General features: G+C 71.2%; 18 protein-coding genes. 4 read left to right on the forward strand and 14 right to left on the reverse strand.

Annotated elements, in window-relative coordinates:
• Nucleotides 1–33: 33 nt before the first annotated feature.
• Together ACW4TU_RS19635 and ACW4TU_RS19640 are read right to left on the reverse strand one after the other, a co-directional pair.
• The gene (locus ACW4TU_RS19635; protein ID WP_457429261.1) at nt 34–1,455 is read right to left on the reverse strand and encodes a PAS domain-containing protein; all 1,422 of its coding nucleotides are present in this window, start codon (nt 1,453–1,455) and stop codon (nt 34–36) included.
• A gap of 224 nt (nt 1,456–1,679) precedes the next feature.
• On the reverse strand, nt 1,680–2,144 hold the full coding sequence (locus tag ACW4TU_RS19640; RefSeq protein WP_457429263.1) for a GNAT family N-acetyltransferase: 465 nt from the start codon (nt 2,142–2,144) through the stop codon (nt 1,680–1,682).
• Nucleotides 2,145–2,201: 57 nt separating this feature from the next.
• Here ACW4TU_RS19640 and ACW4TU_RS19645 point away from each other — a divergent pair, with 57 nt between their 5' ends.
• Both ACW4TU_RS19645 and ACW4TU_RS19650 read left to right on the forward strand, forming a co-directional pair.
• On the forward strand, nt 2,202–2,645 hold the full coding sequence (locus tag ACW4TU_RS19645; protein WP_457429265.1) for a GNAT family N-acetyltransferase: 444 nt from the start codon (nt 2,202–2,204) through the stop codon (nt 2,643–2,645).
• A 226-nt stretch (nt 2,646–2,871) separates the two neighbouring features.
• Entirely contained in the window at nt 2,872–3,213 is a 342-nt protein-coding gene (locus ACW4TU_RS19650) for a hypothetical protein (RefSeq protein WP_457429266.1), read from the forward strand.
• Nucleotides 3,214–3,549: 336 nt separating this feature from the next.
• On the opposite strand, the gene ACW4TU_RS19655 is transcribed toward ACW4TU_RS19650, so the two are convergent.
• Nucleotides 3,550–4,179 (reverse strand): lipoprotein, encoded by a 630-nt coding sequence (locus ACW4TU_RS19655; protein ID WP_457429268.1) that lies wholly within the window; start codon nt 4,177–4,179, stop codon nt 3,550–3,552.
• Between the two features lie 93 nt (nt 4,180–4,272).
• Entirely contained in the window at nt 4,273–5,373 is a 1,101-nt protein-coding gene (locus tag ACW4TU_RS19660; protein WP_457429270.1) for a citrate synthase 2, read from the reverse strand.
• 264 nt (nt 5,374–5,637) lie between these two features.
• On the opposite strand from ACW4TU_RS19660, the gene pdxH reads away from it, so the two are divergent.
• Nucleotides 5,638–6,336: a pyridoxamine 5'-phosphate oxidase gene (pdxH, locus tag ACW4TU_RS19665; protein ID WP_457429272.1), complete on the forward strand. Its 699-nt coding sequence runs from the start codon at nt 5,638–5,640 to the stop codon at nt 6,334–6,336.
• 18 nt (nt 6,337–6,354) lie between these two features.
• Here pdxH and ACW4TU_RS19670 read toward each other — a convergent pair whose 3' ends face one another.
• The 8 genes from ACW4TU_RS19670 to ACW4TU_RS19705 all read right to left on the reverse strand — a co-directional run bounded on the left by ACW4TU_RS19670 (nt 6,355) and on the right by ACW4TU_RS19705 (nt 16,598).
• Nucleotides 6,355–6,981 carry a TetR/AcrR family transcriptional regulator gene (locus tag ACW4TU_RS19670; RefSeq protein WP_457429274.1) on the reverse strand — a complete coding sequence of 209 codons (627 nt, stop codon included), beginning with the start codon at nt 6,979–6,981 and terminating at the stop codon, nt 6,355–6,357.
• The gene (locus tag ACW4TU_RS19675) at nt 6,969–7,706 is read right to left on the reverse strand and encodes an enoyl-CoA hydratase family protein (RefSeq protein WP_457429276.1); all 738 of its coding nucleotides are present in this window, start codon (nt 7,704–7,706) and stop codon (nt 6,969–6,971) included. Before ACW4TU_RS19675 ends, ACW4TU_RS19670 begins: the two co-directional genes overlap by 13 nt.
• Nucleotides 7,703–9,271, reverse strand: coding sequence for a 4-coumarate--CoA ligase family protein (locus ACW4TU_RS19680; RefSeq protein ID WP_457429278.1), 1,569 nt, complete (start codon nt 9,269–9,271; stop codon nt 7,703–7,705). The genes ACW4TU_RS19675 and ACW4TU_RS19680 overlap by 4 nt, the downstream gene beginning before the upstream one ends.
• A 29-nt stretch (nt 9,272–9,300) precedes the next feature.
• Nucleotides 9,301–10,467 carry an acyl-CoA dehydrogenase family protein gene (locus tag ACW4TU_RS19685; protein ID WP_457429280.1) on the reverse strand — a complete coding sequence of 389 codons (1,167 nt, stop codon included), beginning with the start codon at nt 10,465–10,467 and terminating at the stop codon, nt 9,301–9,303.
• Nucleotides 10,468–10,575: 108 nt separating this feature from the next.
• Entirely contained in the window at nt 10,576–12,462 is a 1,887-nt protein-coding gene (locus ACW4TU_RS19690; RefSeq protein WP_457429282.1) for an acetyl/propionyl/methylcrotonyl-CoA carboxylase subunit alpha, read from the reverse strand.
• A 10-nt stretch (nt 12,463–12,472) separates the two neighbouring features.
• On the reverse strand, nt 12,473–14,077 hold the full coding sequence (locus ACW4TU_RS19695) for an acyl-CoA carboxylase subunit beta (protein WP_457429284.1): 1,605 nt from the start codon (nt 14,075–14,077) through the stop codon (nt 12,473–12,475).
• Nucleotides 14,074–15,717 carry an acyclic terpene utilization AtuA family protein gene (locus tag ACW4TU_RS19700; protein ID WP_457430207.1) on the reverse strand — a complete coding sequence of 548 codons (1,644 nt, stop codon included), beginning with the start codon at nt 15,715–15,717 and terminating at the stop codon, nt 14,074–14,076. Before ACW4TU_RS19700 ends, ACW4TU_RS19695 begins: the two co-directional genes overlap by 4 nt.
• A 74-nt stretch (nt 15,718–15,791) precedes the next feature.
• Complete coding sequence (locus tag ACW4TU_RS19705) at nt 15,792–16,598, reverse strand: TIGR03084 family metal-binding protein (protein WP_457429285.1); 807 nt, start codon at nt 16,596–16,598, stop codon at nt 15,792–15,794.
• Between the two features lie 266 nt (nt 16,599–16,864).
• On the opposite strand from ACW4TU_RS19705, the gene ACW4TU_RS19710 reads away from it, so the two are divergent.
• Entirely contained in the window at nt 16,865–17,677 is an 813-nt protein-coding gene (locus ACW4TU_RS19710; RefSeq protein WP_457429287.1) for a class I SAM-dependent methyltransferase, read from the forward strand.
• Nucleotides 17,678–17,710: 33 nt separating this feature from the next.
• Here the strand turns inward: ACW4TU_RS19710 and ACW4TU_RS19715 are convergent, their stop codons facing one another.
• Nucleotides 17,711–18,265 (reverse strand): hypothetical protein, encoded by a 555-nt coding sequence (locus ACW4TU_RS19715; RefSeq protein WP_457429288.1) that lies wholly within the window; start codon nt 18,263–18,265, stop codon nt 17,711–17,713.
• 69 nt (nt 18,266–18,334) lie between these two features.
• Entirely contained in the window at nt 18,335–18,883 is a 549-nt protein-coding gene (locus ACW4TU_RS19720) for a hypothetical protein (protein ID WP_457429290.1), read from the reverse strand.
• Nucleotides 18,884–19,073: the final 190 nt, after the last annotated feature.

Genomic DNA, 19,073 nt, shown 5'->3' on the forward strand with positions numbered 1-19,073 from the left:
GACCGGTCGGCGGTCGGCTCAGCGCGTTGGCGGCTACCTGCCGAACCCGGCCAGGTCCAGGGCCGTCGCGATGCGGGCGGCCACGTCCTCCGCGTACATCGCGTCCGTGCGCTCGAACTGGCTGCGTCCGGCGCCCCGCAGGAACGTCACGACGCCCAGGGTGCGCCCCCGGCTGCGCAGCACCGCGCACAGCGCGTGGACCGAGTCGGGCGGCCACCGGCGCTGGACGGCCCACTCGTGGGCCTGCTCGGCGGCGTACGACCCGGCGCTCGCCCGCACGGAGCCGACCCGCTCGACGCACTGCACGGCCGGGTGCCCGTCGCCGTAGCCCACCGGCAGTCCGGCCTGGCCGGCGAGAACGCTGGGCCCCGGCGCCCCGGAGGGCGTGGCGGCGGCACGGACCAGCCGTACCGGCCCGTCCCCGTCGTCCGCCGTACCGTCGGCCGCCTCGCCGCCGATGACGGCGATCCGGTCGATCAGCGCGTGGTCGGCGAAGCCCGCCAGGGCGAAGTCCAGGTGCACGGTCGCCGCCTCGGCGGGATCCTCGCACTCGGCGGAGGCCCGTGCGGCGCGGTGCAGCTGGTGGGCGCGGAACCGCAGCTGGGCCGCCTCCTGCTCGACCTGTTTGCTCTCGGTGATGTCCTGGAACAGCCACCCCACACCGAGGGGAACCGGCTCCTCGGTGAGCGGCGAGGCCAGCCTCAGGAACCCGCTCCGCCAGCAGCGCCGCTTCTCGCCCTCGGGCGTCCGCACGCTCACCCACATCTCGGCGGGCGCGGGCGGCGCGCCCTCGGCGAGCACGTGCGTCAGCGCGCTCTCCAGCTCCTCGACACCCTGCGCGAGCAGCTCCCCGAGGGGCCGCCCGAGCACGGCGGTACGGCCGGTGCCCAGCGAGCGGGCGGCGTGCGCGTTGACGACGGCGGGGCGAAGATCGGCGTCGACGAGCACGACACCCCAGCTGGCGTCCTCGAACAGGGCCTCGCTCAGCGCGATCGACCGCTCCAGATCAATCTGGGCGTGCACTTCGCTGAAGGCGCAGTACAGCCCGGCGGGCTTGCCGTCGGGCCCGCGCACGGCGGCCGACTGGGTCCGGACGAGCACCCGCCCGCCGTCCTTGGTCAGCAGCGCGAACTCGTGCACCTGGCGCCCCGGGGCGTGCATCGCGGACAGCAGCCGCCCCTCGATCTCCTCGGCGTCGGCCTTGCGTACGGCCCATCCGGCGAACCCGTGCCGCCCGACGGCCTCGGCGGCGGTCCACCCGAGAATGCGCTCGGCCTCCCGGTTCCAGTGGGTGACCACGCCGTCCACGTCGAAGGCGCACAGGGCGGCGTCCATGCCGTCGAGAAGGGCGGCGAGCAGATCGAAGCCACCGCCGTCCGAGCTTTCCGGGCCGTCCCTTTCGGGCTCGTCCGGCCCCAGCTCGTCGGTGGTCCCACTACGCCGGGAAGCACTCACCTGGACCCCCTGCAGGCTGCGTCCGCACGTACTGCGCGACGGTTCGCTCACTCACCATCATTCAACTCGAACGTGACGCAGCACACATCACGTTCCCCCAAGTTCGAAGGAAATCGTTGTACGGCGGAAACTCGCCGTAGTCCGGGAACAAGCCCCTCCTGCCCCACCACCGGCGGACCAAACCGACCATCCGGAATGTCCAAGGTCTCCACGATCACGCGCCTTCATGATCCCGTGTCCGCCAGCCGCAGGTCGACCCAGAGGTCACTCCCACCGTCCAGCACATACCGCTCGACCTCCACGAACCCGTGCCCGTGCGCGAAGGAGAGCCCGTCCTCGTTGGCGGCCAGTACGACCGTCTCGATCCGGCCGGCCCCCAGCTCCCGGGCGAGCGCGAGCCCCCGCCCGTACATCTCGGCCCCGAACCCACGCCGCCGAAAACCGGGCAGCACGCGCGCGATGACGGTCGCCACGGCCTCGTCACCCTGACCGGCGGGTGGCCGAACGGTGGAACATCCCACGAGGGTGTCACCGAGATACGCGACCTCCAGCCGGAACCGCGCGCCGCGTTCGCGCACGTCGTCGAGGGACATGGCGGCAGGCGGGACGATCAGGTTGTGGACGTGCCGCCAGTCCCGAAGCGCAACCTCGTCCGCATGACTCACGGGGACGAAACGAAGATCAGACACGGCGCCAGGAAATCGCACGCTCCGGGAGGTCGTCAACGGAGTAGTACCGTGCCGATCATGGCGGACTGGGACATACGGCCGGCGTCGACGACGGACGTCGAGGCGGTGGCGGAGCTGCGGGCCGTGGTGATGCGGGCGGATCTGGAGCGGCTCGGGCGGTACGACGAGCAGCGCGTCCGGCAGCGGTTCCGGGACGGGTTCGGGGCGGCCCACACCTGGGTGATCGAGGTGGGCGGCGAGTTCGCGGGCTGCGTGGCACTGCGCCCGGCCGAGGACTGCTGCTGGCTGGAACACTTCTACCTCGACCCGAGGTTTCAGGGCAGCGGCATCGGTTCGGGTGTGCTGCGCGAACTGCTGGAGCGGTGTGACAGCGAGGGTGTGCTCGTCCGGCTGGACGTCCTCCAGGGCAGCCCGGCCCGACGGCTGTACGAGCGGCACGGATTCACGGTCGAGCACGAGGACCCGGTGGACGTGTTCATGGTGCGCACGCCGGCTGAATGAGCGCCGACGGGGGCTGGTCCGGGGCGCGGGCCACAGGGACGCGCCCTCCCGCACAGAGCCCACCGCGGAACCCTCTGCGGATCCCGCCGTAGAGCCCTCTGCGGATCCCGCCGAAGAGCCCGCCGCGAACCCCTTCCAGGGCCCTTCCGGAGCCCCGACAACACGCTCCGCCCTTCGGCGCAACCAAACGGCCCGACCACATGGCGCGCATGCACAAGGACCCGGAGTGATCATCGTTCGGGTCGGTCACCGTCATCTTCGCCGACCCGCACCGTGGCAATCTCCCAGCGCCAAGGGCGACAAGCTGCCCGAAGTACCCGCCATCACGCTCGGCTTCGGCGCGGCGGCCGACGGCGCCTCCTGCCTCTCGGTCTACCAGGTCGCCACCGTGAAGGGCGTCACCGGCGTCTACCGCTCCGACGACGCCGCGAAGACCTGGCGGCGCATCAACGACGACCAGCACCAGTGGGGCTGGCTCGGCGAGGCCATCACCGGGGACCCCCGCATTCCCGGCATGGTGTACCTGGCCACCAACGGCCGGGGCATCCAGTTCGGGCAGACCGCCTGACCTGCGTCTCAGGCGTCTCTGACACCGCCGTCCCGAACTCTCCGATAAATCGGTTGATGCGCGGTCGATCGCTTCCTAGGGTGTGGCTTACACATGATGGGAGGTGATCGGGTACATGAGTGAAACCCGGACGCGTGAGGTGGCTGCGGGCTAGCGGCTCGCCACCACGTTCAATGCGGTGCCGGACCGGCGTGGGCGACTGACACGCAGCCGGCCGAATCCAACGCAGTCACCCGACCCGCGAGCTCGCCGGTACGTCCGGCCGGCCCCTCGTCCAGAGGGACCGAGCTCGCGGGTCGTCTGCGTCAGGCCTCGGGTTCCACGTCCCCAGGTTTCTCAGGTCCTCAGGGTGCGCTTGACGAGTTCGTACGCCGGGAGCATCGCCTCGTGCTCCTCGTCGTCCAGACCTCCGAGGTGTACGACGACCGGTCCGCGCGGGGTCGTGACGGCGAGGGCGCGCTCGGTCTTCGCCGCGTCGTCGAACTCGGTCTTGTACACGTACTTCACCTCGACGCCGGTGAGGGTGCCCGCCTTGAACGTGCCGTACCGCGCCTTGCTCGCGCCGGTCTCGGCGGCCATGAAGGCCTCCAGCACTGTGCGGGCGTCGTCGGCGCCCGGGTCTCCGGTCCAGACGCGCAGATAGCCGATGTGGCCGGCGGGCTTGGCATCCACCTCGCACACGAGGGCGACCGGGCCCTGACGCGGCGGCTCGTCGACGGCTTCCGCCGTCCAGTCCTCGGCTGTGTCGAACGTGACGGGAAGTTCGCAGGCCGAGCCGACGGCTCCGATGCTGCCGCCGCTCTTGGCGCCCACCCCGGCCGCCGTCACCGAGGCGCTCGCGGTCGCGGTCGTCTTCGCGTCGTCGTCCGCTGCCTCCGAGCAGCCCGCCAGTGAGCCCGCCAGTGCCGCCACCAGCAGCGTCACCTGGACCAGCCCGTGCCGTCCGTTTCCCGCCCCGACCAGCATGTGCCGTGTCTCCCCTCGTTCGAGCGGGTCACATTATCGGAGCGGGTGACGGTCCGTCGTCCTCGGTCGGGGCAGCCCGACCGGGTGCCGGCCTCAGCGCGCGATGCCCTGGTACCCCTCGATCTCCCGCGGGTTCCGCGTCCCCGGGCCGATGTAGCGGGCCGACGGGCGTACGAGCCTGCCGGTGCGCTTCTGCTCCAGGATGTGGGCGGACCAGCCGGCCGTGCGGGCGCACGTGAACATGGACGTGAACATATGGGCCGGGACCTCGGCGAAGTCCAGGACGATCGCCGCCCAGAACTCGACGTTCGTCGCCAGCACCCGGTCCGGGCGGCGGGCGTGCAGCTCCGCCAGCGCGGCCTTCTCCAGGGCCTCGGCGATCTCGAAGCGCGGGGCGCCCAGCTCACGGGCCGTGCGGCGCAGCACACGCGCGCGTGGGTCCTCGGCCCGGTAGACGCGGTGGCCGAAGCCCATCAGGCGCTCGCCCTTGTCCAGGGCCTGTTTCACGTACGCCTCGGCGTCGCCCGTGCGTTCGATCTCCTCGATCATGCCGAGGACCCGGGAGGGCGCGCCTCCGTGCAGGGGGCCGCTCATCGCTCCGACCGCGCCCGACAGGGCCGCCGCCACGTCCGCGCCCGTCGAGGCGATCACGCGTGCCGTGAACGTGGACGCGTTCATGCCGTGCTCGGCCGCGCTCGTCCAGTAGGCGTCCACCGCGGCCACGTGCTTCGGGTCCGGTTCGCCGCGCCAGCGGATCATGAAGCGTTCGACGACGGACTGGGCCTTGTCGATCTCGCGCTGCGGGACCATGGCGTTGCCCTGACCGCGCGCCGACTGGGCGACGTACGACAGTGCCATGACGGCCGCACGGGCCAGGTCGTCGCGGGCCGTCCGCTCGTCGATGTCGAGAAGCGGACGCAGGCCCCAGACGGGGGCGAGCATCGCCAGCGCCGACTGGACGTCCACCCGGATGTCGCCGGAGTGGACCGGGATCGGGAACGGCTCCGCGGGCGGCAGGCCGGGGTTGAAGGCGCCGTCGACGAGCAGGCCCCAGACGTTGCCGAAGGAGACGTGGCCGACCAGGTCCTCGATGTCGACGCCCCGGTACCGGAGGGCGCTGCCCTCCTTGTCCGGTTCGGCGATCTCCGTCTCGAAAGCGACTACTCCCTCTAGTCCGGGTACGAAGTCGGACATCAGGCGGCTCCTCTTGATGCGTGCGACAGATGCTGGGACAGGCGTTGGCTACGAGCATTGCTACGGCTGTGCGGCTGTGCGGCCCGGGTGCGCGAGATTCCGTGTGTCCGGTTCGGTTCCACGGCCATTTCCACACTGCTCGCGGTCCGAAACGGTCACCCTGGTGATGCCCGGTTCGAGCGGTCGTTCAACCGGACGTCAACAGCACGATATCCCCGAGTGCCACCTTTGGGGACCCCCTGCGGCACTCAGTGCCACTCAGTGATGTCGCCGATACGGCAAGATGACGGTGTGACCGACCGCCGCCCCGCCATCCCCCTCGACCCCGCCTCGATGCGCAAGCAGTACCGCGCCGACGGCCTTGCCGAGGGCGAGCTGGCCGATGGTCCCATGGAGCAGTTCGCGCGCTGGTTCCGGCAGGCCGCCGACGACGCCGGGCTCATCGAGCCCAACGCCATGGTCGTCTCCACGGCCGACGCCGTCGGGCGGCCCTCCTCTCGTACCGTGCTCCTTAAGCGGTACGACGAGCAGGGCTTCGTCTTCTTCACCAACTACGGCTCCCGCAAAGGGAACGACCTCGCCGCCAATCCGTACGTCTCGCTGCTGTTCCCCTGGCTGCCGCTGGCCCGCCAGGTCGTCGTCACGGGCGTCGCCCGCCGTACGGGGCGCGACGAGACGGCCGCCTACTTCCGCACCCGGCCGCACGGCTCCCAGCTCGGCGCCTGGGCCAGTGAGCAGTCCTCGGTGATCCGCTCCCGGGACGAACTCGAGTCCTCGTACGCCGAGTTGGCCGCCCGCTATCCGGAGGGTGAGCAGGTGCCGGTGCCGCCGAACTGGGGCGGGTTCCGGGTGGCCCCGGAGACGGTGGAGTTCTGGCAGGGGCGCGAGAACCGGCTGCACGACCGGCTGCGGTACGTGGCGGAGACGGACGGGAGCTGGCGCGTGGAGCGGCTCAGCCCCTGACCGCCGGACAGCGCGGGGTCAGGGTGCCGGGCGGTCCAGGGACTCGTCCAGCAGGGTCGCCCACTGGACCACCACCCGGTCCCGGCGCCCGCCGTCGTCCGTGAGCAGGTTCGCCAGGCCGAGGCCCCGGGACATGTCCAGCAGGCCCTGGACGGTCTCCCGTACGCCGGGACGGGACTCGTCGGCGCCCAGCAGCTCCACCGCGATGCGGTGTGTCTCGCGGCCCACGCGGGCCTCCAGCTCGGTGACGCGCGGGCGCAGTTGCTCCTCGTTCGAGGCGGCCACCCAGAGGTGGAGGGCGGCGCGGAAGAGGGGACCGGTGTAGAGGTCGACCAGGGCCGCGACCACCGCGCGGCGATGGGCGGCACCCTCGGGGAAGAGGGCGCGCAGGGCGGTGGAGCGCTCCTCGGCGACGTACTCGACGGCGGCCGTGAACAGGTCCTCGCGGGTCGGGAAGTGGTGCTGGGCGGCGCCCCGGGAGACACCGGCGCGTTCGGCGACGACGGAGACCGTGGAGCCGGCCCAGCCGTGTTCGGCGAGGCAGGACACGGCGGCCTCCAGGAGACGCTGGCGGGTGGCCCGGCTGCGGTCCTGTTTGGGCTGGCGTTCCGGTTGGCGTTTCGGTTCGCGTGTCACAGCGTCCATGCCGGGTCCCGTCGTTCGAGGAAGGCTGTCATCCCCTCGCGGGCCTCGGCGGAGGCGAACAGCCGTGCCGACAGGGCGGTCAGCTCGGTGGTGTCCCGGTCGAAGATCTCCAGCACCTTAGCCGTGAGCAGCCTCTTCGTCTCCGCGAGGGCGCCCGGCGCCGCCCTGCGCAGCCCGTCGAGGATCGGCTCCAGGGCCGCGTCCACGTCCTCGGCCGCCTCCGTGAGCAGGCCGGTACGGGCGGCCTCCGCGGCGTCGAAGCGGGCGCCGGTGAGGTAGTGGCGGGCGGTGGCACGCGGGTCGAGGCGGGGCAGCAGCGGCATCGAGATGACGGCGGGCGCCACCCCGATCCGTACCTCCGTGAACGCGAACGACGTCCCCGGACCGCCGATCGCGAGATCGCAGGCGCCGAGCAGGCCGAGGCCGCCCGCGCGTACGTGGCCGGTCACCCGCGCGACCACCGGTTTCGGCAGCTCCAGCAGCTGCCGGAGCAGGCCGACGAAGGCCGCCGGGTCGGGCGGCTGCTTCAGGTCCGCGCCCGCGCAGAACGTGTTCCCGGTGTGCGTGAGGACGACCGCGCGTACGGCCGGGTCCTTGCCGCAGTCCGTGAGCGCCTCCGCCAGGTCCCGTACGAGGTGCGCGGACAGGGCGTTGCGGGTCGCGGGCGCGTCCAGGGTGAGTGTGGCGATGCCACGCGCGCGCGTGGCGGTCACTACCGGTGTCACGATTTCTCCCTCAGTCGGCGGCGCAGGATCTTGCCCGAGGCGGCCCTCGGTACGCCGTCGACGAAGGTGACGTGCCGGACGCGCTTGTACGGGGCGACGCGCTCGGCGACGTGCATCATGACCTCTCCTTCGGAGAGGTCGGTGGCCGACGGCTGGCGGACCACGTAGGCGTGCGGGACCTCGTTGTTGTCCTCGTTGTAGACGCCGATGACGGCCGCGTCGGCGATCCCTGGATGGGTGAGGAGCAGGGCTTCGAGTTCGGCGGGGGCCACCTGGAAGCCCTTGTACTTGATGAGTTCCTTCACCCGGTCCACGACGAACAGCCAGCCGTCGGCGTCGACGCGGCCGACGTCCCCGGTGTGCAGCCAGCCGTCGGCGTCGATCATCGCGGCCGTCGCCTCGGGGTTCTCCAGGTAGCCCTTCATCACCTGGGGGCCGCGGATGGCGATCTCGCCGGCCTCGTCGCCGTCGGCGTCCCGGTCGGGGTCGTCGAGGGAGAGGATCCGCATCTCGGTGTTCGGGAGGAGCTTGCCGACCGTCCCGGGAGGGGCGCCGCGCATGTCGGCCAGGGGGACGACGTGGGTGCCCGGGGACAGTTCCGTCATGCCGTAGGCCTGGCCGACCGGCGGCAGACCGAGCCGCTTCGAGCAGGCGGCGGCGAGCGCCGCGTCCAGGGGAGCGGCGGAGCTGATGATGTACTCCAGGGACGACAGGTCGTGGTTCGCGACCGCCGGGTGCTTGGCCAGGGCGAGGACGATCGGCGGGGCCACGAACAGGCCGGTGATGCGGTGCTTCTCGATGGCGGCGAGGAACGTGTCGAGGTCGAAACGCGGCAGGACGACGACGGCCGCGCCCTGCTTCAGGGGCATGTTCATAAGGGCGGTCAAGCCGTATATGTGGAAAAACGGCAATACGGCCAGAATGCGGTCACCCGGGGCCACCGAGACGCACTGTGCGAGCTGTTCGAGGTTCGTGGCGATCGACCGGTGCGTGAGCATCACGCCCTTGGCGATACCGGTCGTCCCGGAGGAGTACGGCAGGGCCGCCACGTCCTCGCCCGGGTCGATGCCGATCTCCGGTTCGGGCGCGGTCGAGGCGAGCATGTCGATGAGCGAGCGGTGCCCGGGCGCGCTGTCGCAGACGAAGATCTCCCGTACGCCGCCCGCCTGTTCGGCCGCCTCGCGGGCCGCCTCCAGGAGCGGTGAGACGGTGACGATCCAGCCGGCGCCCGAGTCGCGCAGCTGCTTGGCGAACTCCTCGGCGGTGGCGAGCGGATGCACGGTCGTCACGGTGGCACCCGCGCGCGTGGCGGCGTAGAAGGCGGTCGGGAAGGCGATCGTGTTCGGGCTGTGCAGGGCGAGGACATCGCCCTTGCGGACGCCCGCCTCGGCGAGTCCGGCGGCTATCCGCCGGTGGAAACGGTCCAGTTGGTCGTACGTGAGGGTGGTGCCGTCGACGCCGTCGACAAGGGCGGGCGCGTCGCCGAACTCGGCGGCCCGGCCCAACACCGCCTCGTGGATGGGGAGATCGACGGGTTCGACGTCTGCGTACTCGCTGCGGAACATGGTTCCTCCTCGCGCAAAACCGTGCCGGGTCAGTACGACTTGGGCAGGCCCAGGGTCTGGTGGGAGACGTAGTTGAGAATCATCTCCCGGCTCACCGGAGCGATACGAGCCACGCGGGCGACCGTTATCAACGAGGCGAGCCCGAACTCCCGGGTGAGGCCGTTGCCGCCGAGGGTGTGCACGGCCTGGTCGACGGCCTTCACACAGGCCTCCCCGGCCGCGTACTTGGCCATGTTGGCCGCCTCGCCCGCGCCGACGTCGTCACCGGCGTCGTAGAGCGCGGCGGCCTTCCGCATCATCAGGCGGGCGAGTTCGAGGTCGATGTGCGCCTGGGCGAGCGGGTGCGCGACGGCCTGGTGGGCGCCGATGGGCTCCTTCCAGACGGTGCGCTCCTTGGCGTACCGGACTGCCGTGTCGAGCGCGTACCGCCCGATGCCGATGGCGAACGCGGCCGTCATGATGCGTTCCGGGTTGAGCCCGGCGAAGAGCTGGAGCAGCCCGGCGTCCTCGTCGCCGACGAGCGCGCCGGCGGGCAGCCGTACGTCGTCGAGGGTCAGCTCGAACTGCTTCTCCGGGGACTCGATGTCCATGTCGATCCGGCGCCGGGTGAAGCCTTCGGCGTCGCGCGGGACGATGAACAGGCAGGGCTTGAGGCGTCCGGTACGGGAGTCTTCGGTGCGGCCGACGATGAGGACCGCGTCCGCGATGTCGACGCCCGAGATGAACACCTTGCGGCCGCTCAGGAGCCAGTCGCCGGTGTCCGGGTCGCGGCGGGCGGTGGTGGTGATGCGGTGGCTGTTGGAGCCGGCGTCGGGTTCGGTGATGCCGAAGGCCATGGTGCGGGTGCCGTCGGCGATTCCGGGGAGCCAGTCCTGTTTCTGTGTGTCCGTGCCGAAGCGGGCGATGACGGTGCCGCAGATCGCCGGGGAGACGATCAGCATGAGGAGGGGGCAGCCCGCGGCACCCAACTCCTCCAGGACGATGGAGAGTTCGGCTATGCCGCCTCCGCCGCCGCCGTATGTCTCGGGGATGTTGGCGCCGAGGTAGCCGAGTTTGGCGGCGTCGGACCAGAGTTCGTCCGTGTGGCGGCCGTCGGCGACGGCTTGGGCCATGTAGGCGCGGCCGTAGCGGTTGCCGAGGGCGGCTACGGCGGTGCGTAGGGCTTTGTGTTCCTCGGGTTCGATCGCGGAGGGCATCCAGGACTCCTAAAAGGGGGAGGAGATTCGGTCGTGTGTGGTGAGGCGGGCCGCTGTGGCTTGGCGCGCTCACGCGGCGGAGCCGCATATCGATACAGCCCCGCGCCCCTAGGCCTGATCCACTACCGCCAGCAACATGCCGACCTCTACCTGTTGCCCAGGTGTGGCGTGCAGGGCCGTGAGCGTGCCTGTGGTGGGGGCCGCGATCTTGTGTTCCATCTTCATCGCCTCCAGCCACAGGAGGGGCTGTCCCGCCTGTACGGAGGCTCCTGGCGCCAAGCCCTCCGCCACCCGGACCACCGTCCCCGGCATGGGCGCCAGCAGGGAGCCCGGGGCGTGCTGTGCCGTCGGGTCGGGGAATCGGGGCAGGGCGGTGAGGGTCGTGCTGTTGACGTGGACCTGGTCGCCGTACCTCGTCACCTCGAACTTCCTTCGTACGCCGGCCACTTCGAGGACGACGAGACCCGCGTCGGCGTGGACGACCCGTACCCCGTCCGCCTCCGCCGTCAGGCCCTCGCGGGTGTGGCGGTAGCTCGCCTCGTGTTCCTCGCCGTCCGCCGTCGCGTAGCGCTTGACCTGCGGCTGGGAGGGGAGGTTGCGCCAGCCGCCGAAGCGGGAGCGGCCGTGGGCGTCGGCCAGGGCCGCGGCCAGGGGGGCGTGGGGATCGGGGGTCGGCTCGGTGAGTTCGGGGAGGTGGCGGTCGTAGAAGCCCGTGGTCATCCGGGCCGTCGTGAACTCCTGGTGGCGCAGGGAGCGGACAAGGAGGTCGCGGTTGGTGATCGGGCCGTGGATCGTCGTCCGTTCCAGGGCGCCCGCCAGTTTGCGGATCGCCTCCGCGCGCGTGGGGGCGTGTACGACGGCCTTGGCGAGCATCGGGTCGTAGTGGACGGGGATCGTGTCGCCGTCGGCGTAGCCGGTGTCCAGGCGGATGTTCTCGGCTTCCGGGACGGCGAGGCGGTGCAGGGTGCCGGTCTGCGGGGTCCAGGCCGCCGCCGGGTTCTCGGCGTACAGGCGGGCCTCTATCGCGTGGCCACGCGCGCGTGGGGGCTCGTTTTCGAGAGCCGCGAGAGCACAGCCCTCCGCGACACGTATCTGGAGGGCCACCAGGTCGATGCCGAAGACGGCCTCCGTGACCGGGTGTTCGACCTGGAGGCGGGTGTTCATCTCCAGGAAGTGGGCCCTGCCGTCCTTGCCCACGAGGAACTCGACCGTGCCGGCGCCCGTGTAGTCGACGGCACGGGCGGCCCGTACGGCCAGTTCGTGGAGTTCCGCGGTGAGCGTCTCCGGGATGCCGGGGGCCGGGGACTCCTCGATCACCTTCTGGTGGCGGCGCTGGAGGGAGCAGTCGCGGGTGCCGAGCGCCCACACCGTGCCGTGGGTGTCGGCCATGACCTGGACCTCGATGTGCCGGCCGCCCTCGACGTACGGCTCGACGAAGACCTCACCGTCCCCGAAGGCACTCTGGGCCTCCGCCCGAGCCGCCTCCAACTCGCCCTCCAGCTCGGCCAGTTCGCGTACGACGCGCATACCTCGCCCGCCGCCGCCCGCCGCCGCCTTGACCAGTACCGGCAGGTCGGCCTCGGTGACGCCGGTCAGCGGCTTGAGCCCCATCAGCTGCTTGGCGCGCGTCTTGGACGCCATCGCCTCGATCGCGGCCGGGGGCGGGCCGATCCAGACGAGTCCCGCGTCGAGTACGGCACGCGCGAAGCCGGCGTTCTCCGACAGGAAGCCGTACCCGGGGTGCACGGCGTCCGCGCCCGCCGCCAGCGCCGCCCGCACGATTCTGTCACCGCGCAGATACGTGTCCGCGGAGGCGGCCCCCGGCAGCCGTACCGCAGCGTCGGCCACGCGCGCGTGGAGGGCGTTCTCGTCGGCGTCCGAGTGCACGGCGACCGTGCGGATGCCCAGCTCACGGCAGGTGCGGAAGATCCGGCAGGCGATCTCCCCGCGATTGGCGACGAGTACGGAGGTGATCACAGTTGGTTCCCCAGGCATCGTTGGTTCCTTACATCCGGAAGACGCCGAAGCCGCCGCGGGCGCCCTCGTAGGAGGCCGTGTGGATCGCGGAGAGGCACAGGCCGAGGACGGTGCGGGTGTCGCGCGGGTCGATGACGCCGTCGTCGTACAGCCGCCCGGAGAGGAACATGGGCAGGGACTCGGCCTCGATCTGCTGCTCGACCATGGCCCGTAGCGCGGCGTCGCCCTCCTCGTCGTACGGCAGCCCCCTCGCGGCGGCCGACTGACGGGCGACGATCGACAGCACGCCGGCGAGCTGCTGGGGGCCCATGACGGCGGACTTGGCGCTGGGCCAGGCGAAGAGGAAGCGGGGGTCGTAGGCGCGCCCGCACATGCCGTAGTGCCCGGCGCCGTACGAGGCCCCCATGAGGACGGAGAGGTGGGGGACGCGGGAGTTGGAGACCGCGTTGATCATCATCGCGCCGTGCTTGATGATGCCGCCCTGCTCGTACTCCTTGCCGACCATGTAACCGGTGGTGTTGTGGAGGAAGAGGAGCGGGATGTCGCGCTGGTTGGCGAGCTGGATGAACTGGGCGGCCTTCTGCGACTCGGCGCTGAACAGAACACCCTGGGCGTTGGCGAGGATGCCGACCGGATAGCCGTGCAGCGTGGCCCAGCCGGTGACAAGACTGCTCCCGTAGAGGGGCTTGAACTCGTCGAAGTCGGAGGCGTCGACGATACGGGCGACGACCTCGCGGGGGTCGAAGGGCACCTTCAGATCGCCCGGGACGATCCCCAGCAGCTCCTCCGCGTCGTACTTGGGCGGCTGGACGTCGGCGGGGCTCGGATCGGCGTACGCCTTGCGGTGGTTGAGGCGGGCGACGATCCGGCGGGCCTGGCGCAGGGCGTCGTGCTCGTCGAGGGCGAAGTGGTCGGCGAGGCCCGACACGCGCGCGTGCATCTCGGCGCCGCCCAGCGACTCGTCGTCGCTCTCCTCACCGGTGGCCATCTTGACGAGGGGCGGCCCGCCGAGGAACACCTTGGCGCGCTCCTTGACCATGATCACGTGATCGGACATACCGGGGATGTACGCCCCACCGGCCGTCGAGTTCCCGAACACCACCGCCACCGTGGGAATCCCGGCGGCGGAGAGCCGGGTGAGGTCGCGGAAGACGGCTCCCCCGGGGATGAAGATCTCCTTCTGGGACGGGAGATCCGCGCCGCCGGACTCGACGAGGCTGATGAAGGGCAGCCGGTTGGCGAGCGCGATGTCGTTGGCGCGCAGGGCCTTCTTCAGGCTCCAGGGGTTGCTGGCGCCGCCGCGCACGGTCGGATCGTTGGCCGTGATCAGACACTCGACGCCCTCGACCACCCCGATCCCGGTGATGAGGGAGGCCCCGACGGCGTACTCGCTCCCCCAGGCCGCGAGCGGCGACAGCTCCAGGAAGGGCGTGTCGGGGTCGAGGAGCAGCTCGACGCGCTCGCGGGCGAGGAGCTTGCCGCGCCCGTGGTGCCGGGCGATGTACTTCTCGCCGCCGCCCGCGAGGGCCTTGGCGTGTTCGGCGTCGAGGGCGGCGAGTCTGCCGAGCATGGACTCGCGGTGGCCGGCGAAATCGGCGCCGCTGATGTCGAGGCCGGAGGTCAGGACCGTCACAGGAGTGCCTCCGGTATGTCGAGGTGCCGGGAGCGCAGCCATTCGCCGAGCGCCTTGGCCTGCGGATCGAAGCGGTGCTGCGCGGCGACACCCTCGCCGAGGATGCCCTCGACCGTGAAGTTGAGAGCGCGGACGTGCGGGAGGGTGTGTCGTACGACGGTCAAGTCGGCGGTCTCCGGGAGCAGTTCACGGAATCGGGTGACGGTGAGGGTGTGCGCGAGCCAGCGCCAGGCCTCGTCCGTGCGCACCCAGACACCGACGTTGGCGTTGCCGCCCTTGTCACCGCTGCGGGCACCGGCGACGAGCCCGAGGGGCGCGCGGCGGGTAGGGCCGGGCGGCAGGGGTTCGGGCAGGGGCGGCTTCGGCTGTTCCTCGAGTACGAGGGTGTCGTGCGGCGGGGGTACGGGGATCCGGCGTCCGTCGTCCAGGACGGCCACGTGGTCCACCGCGTCCTGCGGGACGTACTCCGCCTCGAAGATCCCGTAGGAAGCTCCCTTTCCGGGGGACGCCAGGACATGGAACCCGGGGTAGCTGGCGAGGGCGAGTTCGACGGCGGCGCCGCTGAGGGTGCGGCCCACGGTGTTCTGGTCGGGGTCGCGGACGACGAGCCGGAGCAGGGCGCTGGCGGTCTCCTCGGTGGGGGCGTCGGGGTGGTCGGTGCGCGCGAGGGTCCAACTGACTTCGGCTGGGCGGGACTTGGCCGCGTAGAGCACGGTTTCCAACTGGTCCCGGACGAGTGCGGCCTTGAGGTCGATGTCGAGCCCGGTGAGGACGAAGGTGACCTCGTTGCGGAATCCGCCGAGCCGGTTGAGGCCCACCTTGAGGGTGGGCGGAGGCGCTTCCCCTCGTACGCCGTGGATACGTACCCGGTCGGGGCCCTCCTGGGTGAGGCGGACGGTGTCGAGGCGGGCGGTGACGTCGGGGCCGGCGTACCGGGCGCCCTGGGTCTCGTACAGGAGTTGGGCGGTGACCGTGCCGGTGTCGACGACGCCGCCGGTGCCGGGGTGCTTGGTGATGACGCTCGTGCCGTCGGCGTGGATCTCGGCGAGGGGGAAGCCGGGGTGGCGGAGGGTACGGGGACCCTGACGGACATGCTCGGCGAAGAAGGCGTAGTTGCCGCCGGTGGCCTGCGTACCGCACTCCAGCACATGCCCGGCGACCACCGCGCCCGCGAGTCGGTCGTGGTCCTGCGGTCCCCAGCCGAAGTGGGCGGCGGCAGGACCGGCGACGAGGGCGGCGTCGGTGACCCGGCCGGTGACGACGACGTCCGCACCCTCGCGCAGACATGCGGCTATGCCGAAGGCGCCCAAGTAGGCGTGTGCGGCAAGGCTGTTGGGGTGGCGGGGGGTGAGGTCGTCGCCCTCGACGTGGGCCACGCGGACGGGGATGCCGAGTCGGTCGGCGAGTTTCCGGACGTTCTCCGCGAGGCCCGCCGGGTTGAGGCCACCGGCGTTGGCGACGATGCGCACCCCGCGCTCACGGGCGAGCCCGAGGCACTCCTCCAACTGCCGCAGGAAGGTACGGGCGTACCCGGCCGACGGGTCCTTGAGCCGGTCGCGGCCCAGGATGAGCATGGTCAGCTCGGCCAGGTAGTCGCCGGTGAGGACGTCGAGTCGACCGCCGTCGAGCATCTCGCGCATGGCGTCGAAACGGTCGCCGTAGAAGCCGGAGGCGTTGCCTATGCGGAGGGCAGCCGGTCGGCTTTGGGGAGCCGTCACTGTGGTGCTCCGCCCGGCGCACGCCCGTTGCCCGGCGGTCCCGCGAAGGCCTGGGCGATGTCGAGCCACCGGTCGGCGTCGGGGCCTTCGGCGCGCAGGGCGAGGTCGGTGCGGTGGGCGCGCTGGGTGACGAGGAGGCAGAAGTCGAGGGCGGGTCCGGTGACGCGGCCGACCGCGTGCTTCGGGTCCTCCGGACCGTACGTCCACAACTCCCCCGCGGGTCCGACGAGTTCCACGCGGAACTCGTCGAACGGCGGGGCCATCCCGTGCACACCGAACGCGAAGTCGCGGGTGCGGACACCGAGTCGGGCGATGTGCCGGAGCCGGGCGGTGGGGGCGATCCGGGGCACGCCCAGCGCGTCGGCGACGTCCAGGCCGTGGGCCCAGGTCTCCATCAGCCGGGCGGTCGCCATGGAGGCGGCGGACATCGGCGGCCCGTACCAGGGGAACCGTGCCCCGTCGGGTGCCGCGCGCAGGGCGTCCGCCAGGGCCTCGCGCCCGGCCCGCCAGTCCGCGAGCAACCGCGCGGGCGGCTTCTGCGCCCACTCCTCGGCGCCGTTGTCCACGAAGTCCCCCGGCGAGGTCAGCGCGTTCTCCACCTCACGGTCGAAGGCGGCCCGGTCGGTCAAGGCCAGCACGGAGGAGTGGTCGGTCCAGGCGAGGTGCGCGATCTGGTGGGCGACGGTCCAGGCGGGGGCGGGGGTGTCGAGGGCCCACTGTTCGGTACTCAACTCGGCTACCAGTTCGTCGAGTTGGGCGCCTTCCTGGCACAGATCGTCGATGACGGCCGACAGGTCGGACACGAGGCGCTTCCTTTCGGGCACGACGGCGTGCCGGGCGTTGCGGCGTGGTGCGGTCCGTTCCCGAAGGATGGCAGCGCGACCATAAACAAGCAAGCATGCTTGCATTGACTGGGGACCATCGGGGCGGGGGGCGGGGCGGCCCTCGATGCGGCCGGTTCGCCCGGTTCAGCCGGTTCAGCCGGTTCAGCCGGTTCAGCCGGTTCAGCCTGTCGATCCGCTGCCAAATTCGGATGCACCGCGGTCGCGCCCCGCAGTACGGTCCCCCGGTGACCGCCTCAGACGCCGGAACCGACCAGGGCCGAGCCGCAGACGACGATGCCGAAGACAAAGAGGATGCCGAAGACGGCTACTTCGGGGAACCCGTAGCCGCAGGGTACGACGACCCCTCCTCCCACATGTTCACGCCCGCCGCCATCGAACCGGCGGCCGATTTCCTGGCCGAGCTGGCCGGTGCCGGGCGGGCTCTCGAACTCGGGATCGGGACGGGACGTATCGCGTTGCCGTTGGCGCGGCGCGGGGTCGAGGTGCACGGGATCGACATGTCCCGGGCGATGGTCGCCCGGCTGCGGGCCAAGCAGGGCGGGGACGCGATCGGGGTGACGATCGGGGACTTCTCGGCGACGAGGGCGGGTACGACGGACGGGGACTTCTCCGTCGCCTACCTCGTCTACAACACGATCATGAACCTGACCTCGCAGGAGGCGCAGGTGGCGTGCTTCCGCAATGTCGCGGCGCAGCTGGCGCCGGGCGGGACCTTCGTCGTCGAGGTCGGCGTGCCCCGGCTGCGCCACCTGCCGCCCGGCCAGAACGTCGTACCGTTCCACACGAGCCCGACCCGCTGGGCCTTCGACATCTACGACACCGCCACCCAGGCGACCAGCTCGAACTACGTCGAGGTGGTGGACGGACGTGGGTCGTACCGGTCCATTCCCTTCCGGTACGTCTGGCCGTCCGAGCTCGACCTGATGGCCCAGCTGGCCGGGATGCGACTGCGCGAGCGGTGGGACGGATGGACGCGGGAGCCGTTCACGAGCGAGAGCACGACGCATGTGTCGGTGTGGGAGAAGCGGGCGTTCTGAACTGGGGCATCGGGCGCGGCCCGGCCGCCGAGGTCACTTCGGTGACTGTCGGCGGCTCCACCATCCGCGGCGGCGTCGCGGAGCATCGGCGAGTACGTCCGCCGGGATCCCCAACTCACCCAGCCGCCGCCGCAGTTCTGCCTCCTGCTCCATTGTGACCGCCAGCCACAGCGACGTTCCGGAGTCGTTCGCGCTGAAGACCGAGCGGTCCCCCTGACCCGCCTCGGCGTTGATCGTGTGCGGCGCCAGGGCCAGCAGCAGCCCGAACTGTTCGTCGTCGCGGACGTCGATGTCGATGGCCATCCCGAGGTCGGCGCGGCGTGAGCGCCTGCCGGCCGCCAGCGTCTCCGTCCCCAGGGTCAGCAGCCGCTCGTACGACGGCAATGTCTCCGGCGGCCAGGCGTCGTCGCTGTACGCGTCCAGGTGGGCCGTGTCGAGGCCGGAGCGCAGCACCCGTAGAGCCTCGCGGTGGACATGGGCGATGTCGGCGTGGTCCAGGCCCTCCAGGAGGACGAGCTCGCGCACCGGTTCGGGCACGGGCCCGCCGTCCTGGCCGTCTTCCAAGGTGCCCTCGGGGGTGATTCTCACCCCCTCATGATCTCTCCCCGCCATCCGTTGCCCGGTGCCGCCCCCTCGGCCTTCCGCCACCAAGGGCACTCAGCCTTCGTCGGCTTCGTCGACCGACCTGGACAGCGCTTCGCCGATCATGCGGGTGGCGAAGTCGGGGTCCTCGGTGATGCGGTTGATGTGCTCCGCGAGCAGGAAGGCGGTGGCCTCCAGGGGAGTCAGCTCGGCCTCGGTCCAGTCTCCGTACTGTTTGCGCCACAGGTTGGGGCTCAGGCCCGCGCCGGCGGCGATGACCAGGCCGGCCATGGTGGGGATCGCTTCGGGGCGGACGCTCCTGGGCATCATGCGCATCGAGGCGACGAGGTTGGGCACCACGTACTCGATGACGTCCTTGTCGTGTTCCTCGTGGGCCTTCCGCAGCCACGTCATGAACATGTAGATGAGCGTGCACGCGCCGTCCAGCAGGTCATCGGCCCCCTTGGGACCCAGCGACGTGGCGAACTGCTCGATCAGCTTCCGCTGTTCGGGATCGGCCCCGGTCTTGCCGTCGTGGACACTCTTGAGGTGAGAGTCGATCACCAGGAGTGCCGCGCCCACATCGCCGACGGGAGCGTGCTGGGGATCGCAGGGCGATGACACTGAAGTCCTCCTCGGGCGGCTGCGGTGCGCAGCGAAGCATGTACGTACAGTAAACGGCTGACGGGACGGGCACTGGCGGTTTGCCACCTTTGCGGGGACGGGTGGCCGCTCCGGTTTCGGGGCTCGGGTTTCCGGTCTCCCGTTTATGGTCTCCGGTCTCCAAATCCCGACCGTCGCGGAATGCCGGGCT

The organism is Streptomyces kryoterrae (assembly GCF_054072135.1).

Coding starts and splice junctions, on each gene's coding strand:
- pdxH (WP_457429272.1), top strand. CDS start 5,638: ATGTCGCCGATACGGCAAGATGACGGTGTGACCGACCGCCGCCCCGCC.
- ACW4TU_RS19690 (WP_457429282.1), bottom strand. CDS start 12,462: ATGCCTGGGGAACCAACTGTGATCACCTCCGTACTCGTCGCCAATCGC.
- ACW4TU_RS19645 (WP_457429265.1), top strand. CDS start 2,202: ATGGCGGACTGGGACATACGGCCGGCGTCGACGACGGACGTCGAGGCG.
- ACW4TU_RS19655 (WP_457429268.1), bottom strand. CDS start 4,179: ATGCTGGTCGGGGCGGGAAACGGACGGCACGGGCTGGTCCAGGTGACG.
- ACW4TU_RS19700 (WP_457430207.1), bottom strand. CDS start 15,717: ATGCGCGAGATGCTCGACGGCGGTCGACTCGACGTCCTCACCGGCGAC.
- ACW4TU_RS19680 (WP_457429278.1), bottom strand. CDS start 9,271: ATGTTCCGCAGCGAGTACGCAGACGTCGAACCCGTCGATCTCCCCATC.
- ACW4TU_RS19670 (WP_457429274.1), bottom strand. CDS start 6,981: ATGGACGCTGTGACACGCGAACCGAAACGCCAACCGGAACGCCAGCCC.
- ACW4TU_RS19660 (WP_457429270.1), bottom strand. CDS start 5,373: ATGTCCGACTTCGTACCCGGACTAGAGGGAGTAGTCGCTTTCGAGACG.
- ACW4TU_RS19685 (WP_457429280.1), bottom strand. CDS start 10,467: ATGCCCTCCGCGATCGAACCCGAGGAACACAAAGCCCTACGCACCGCC.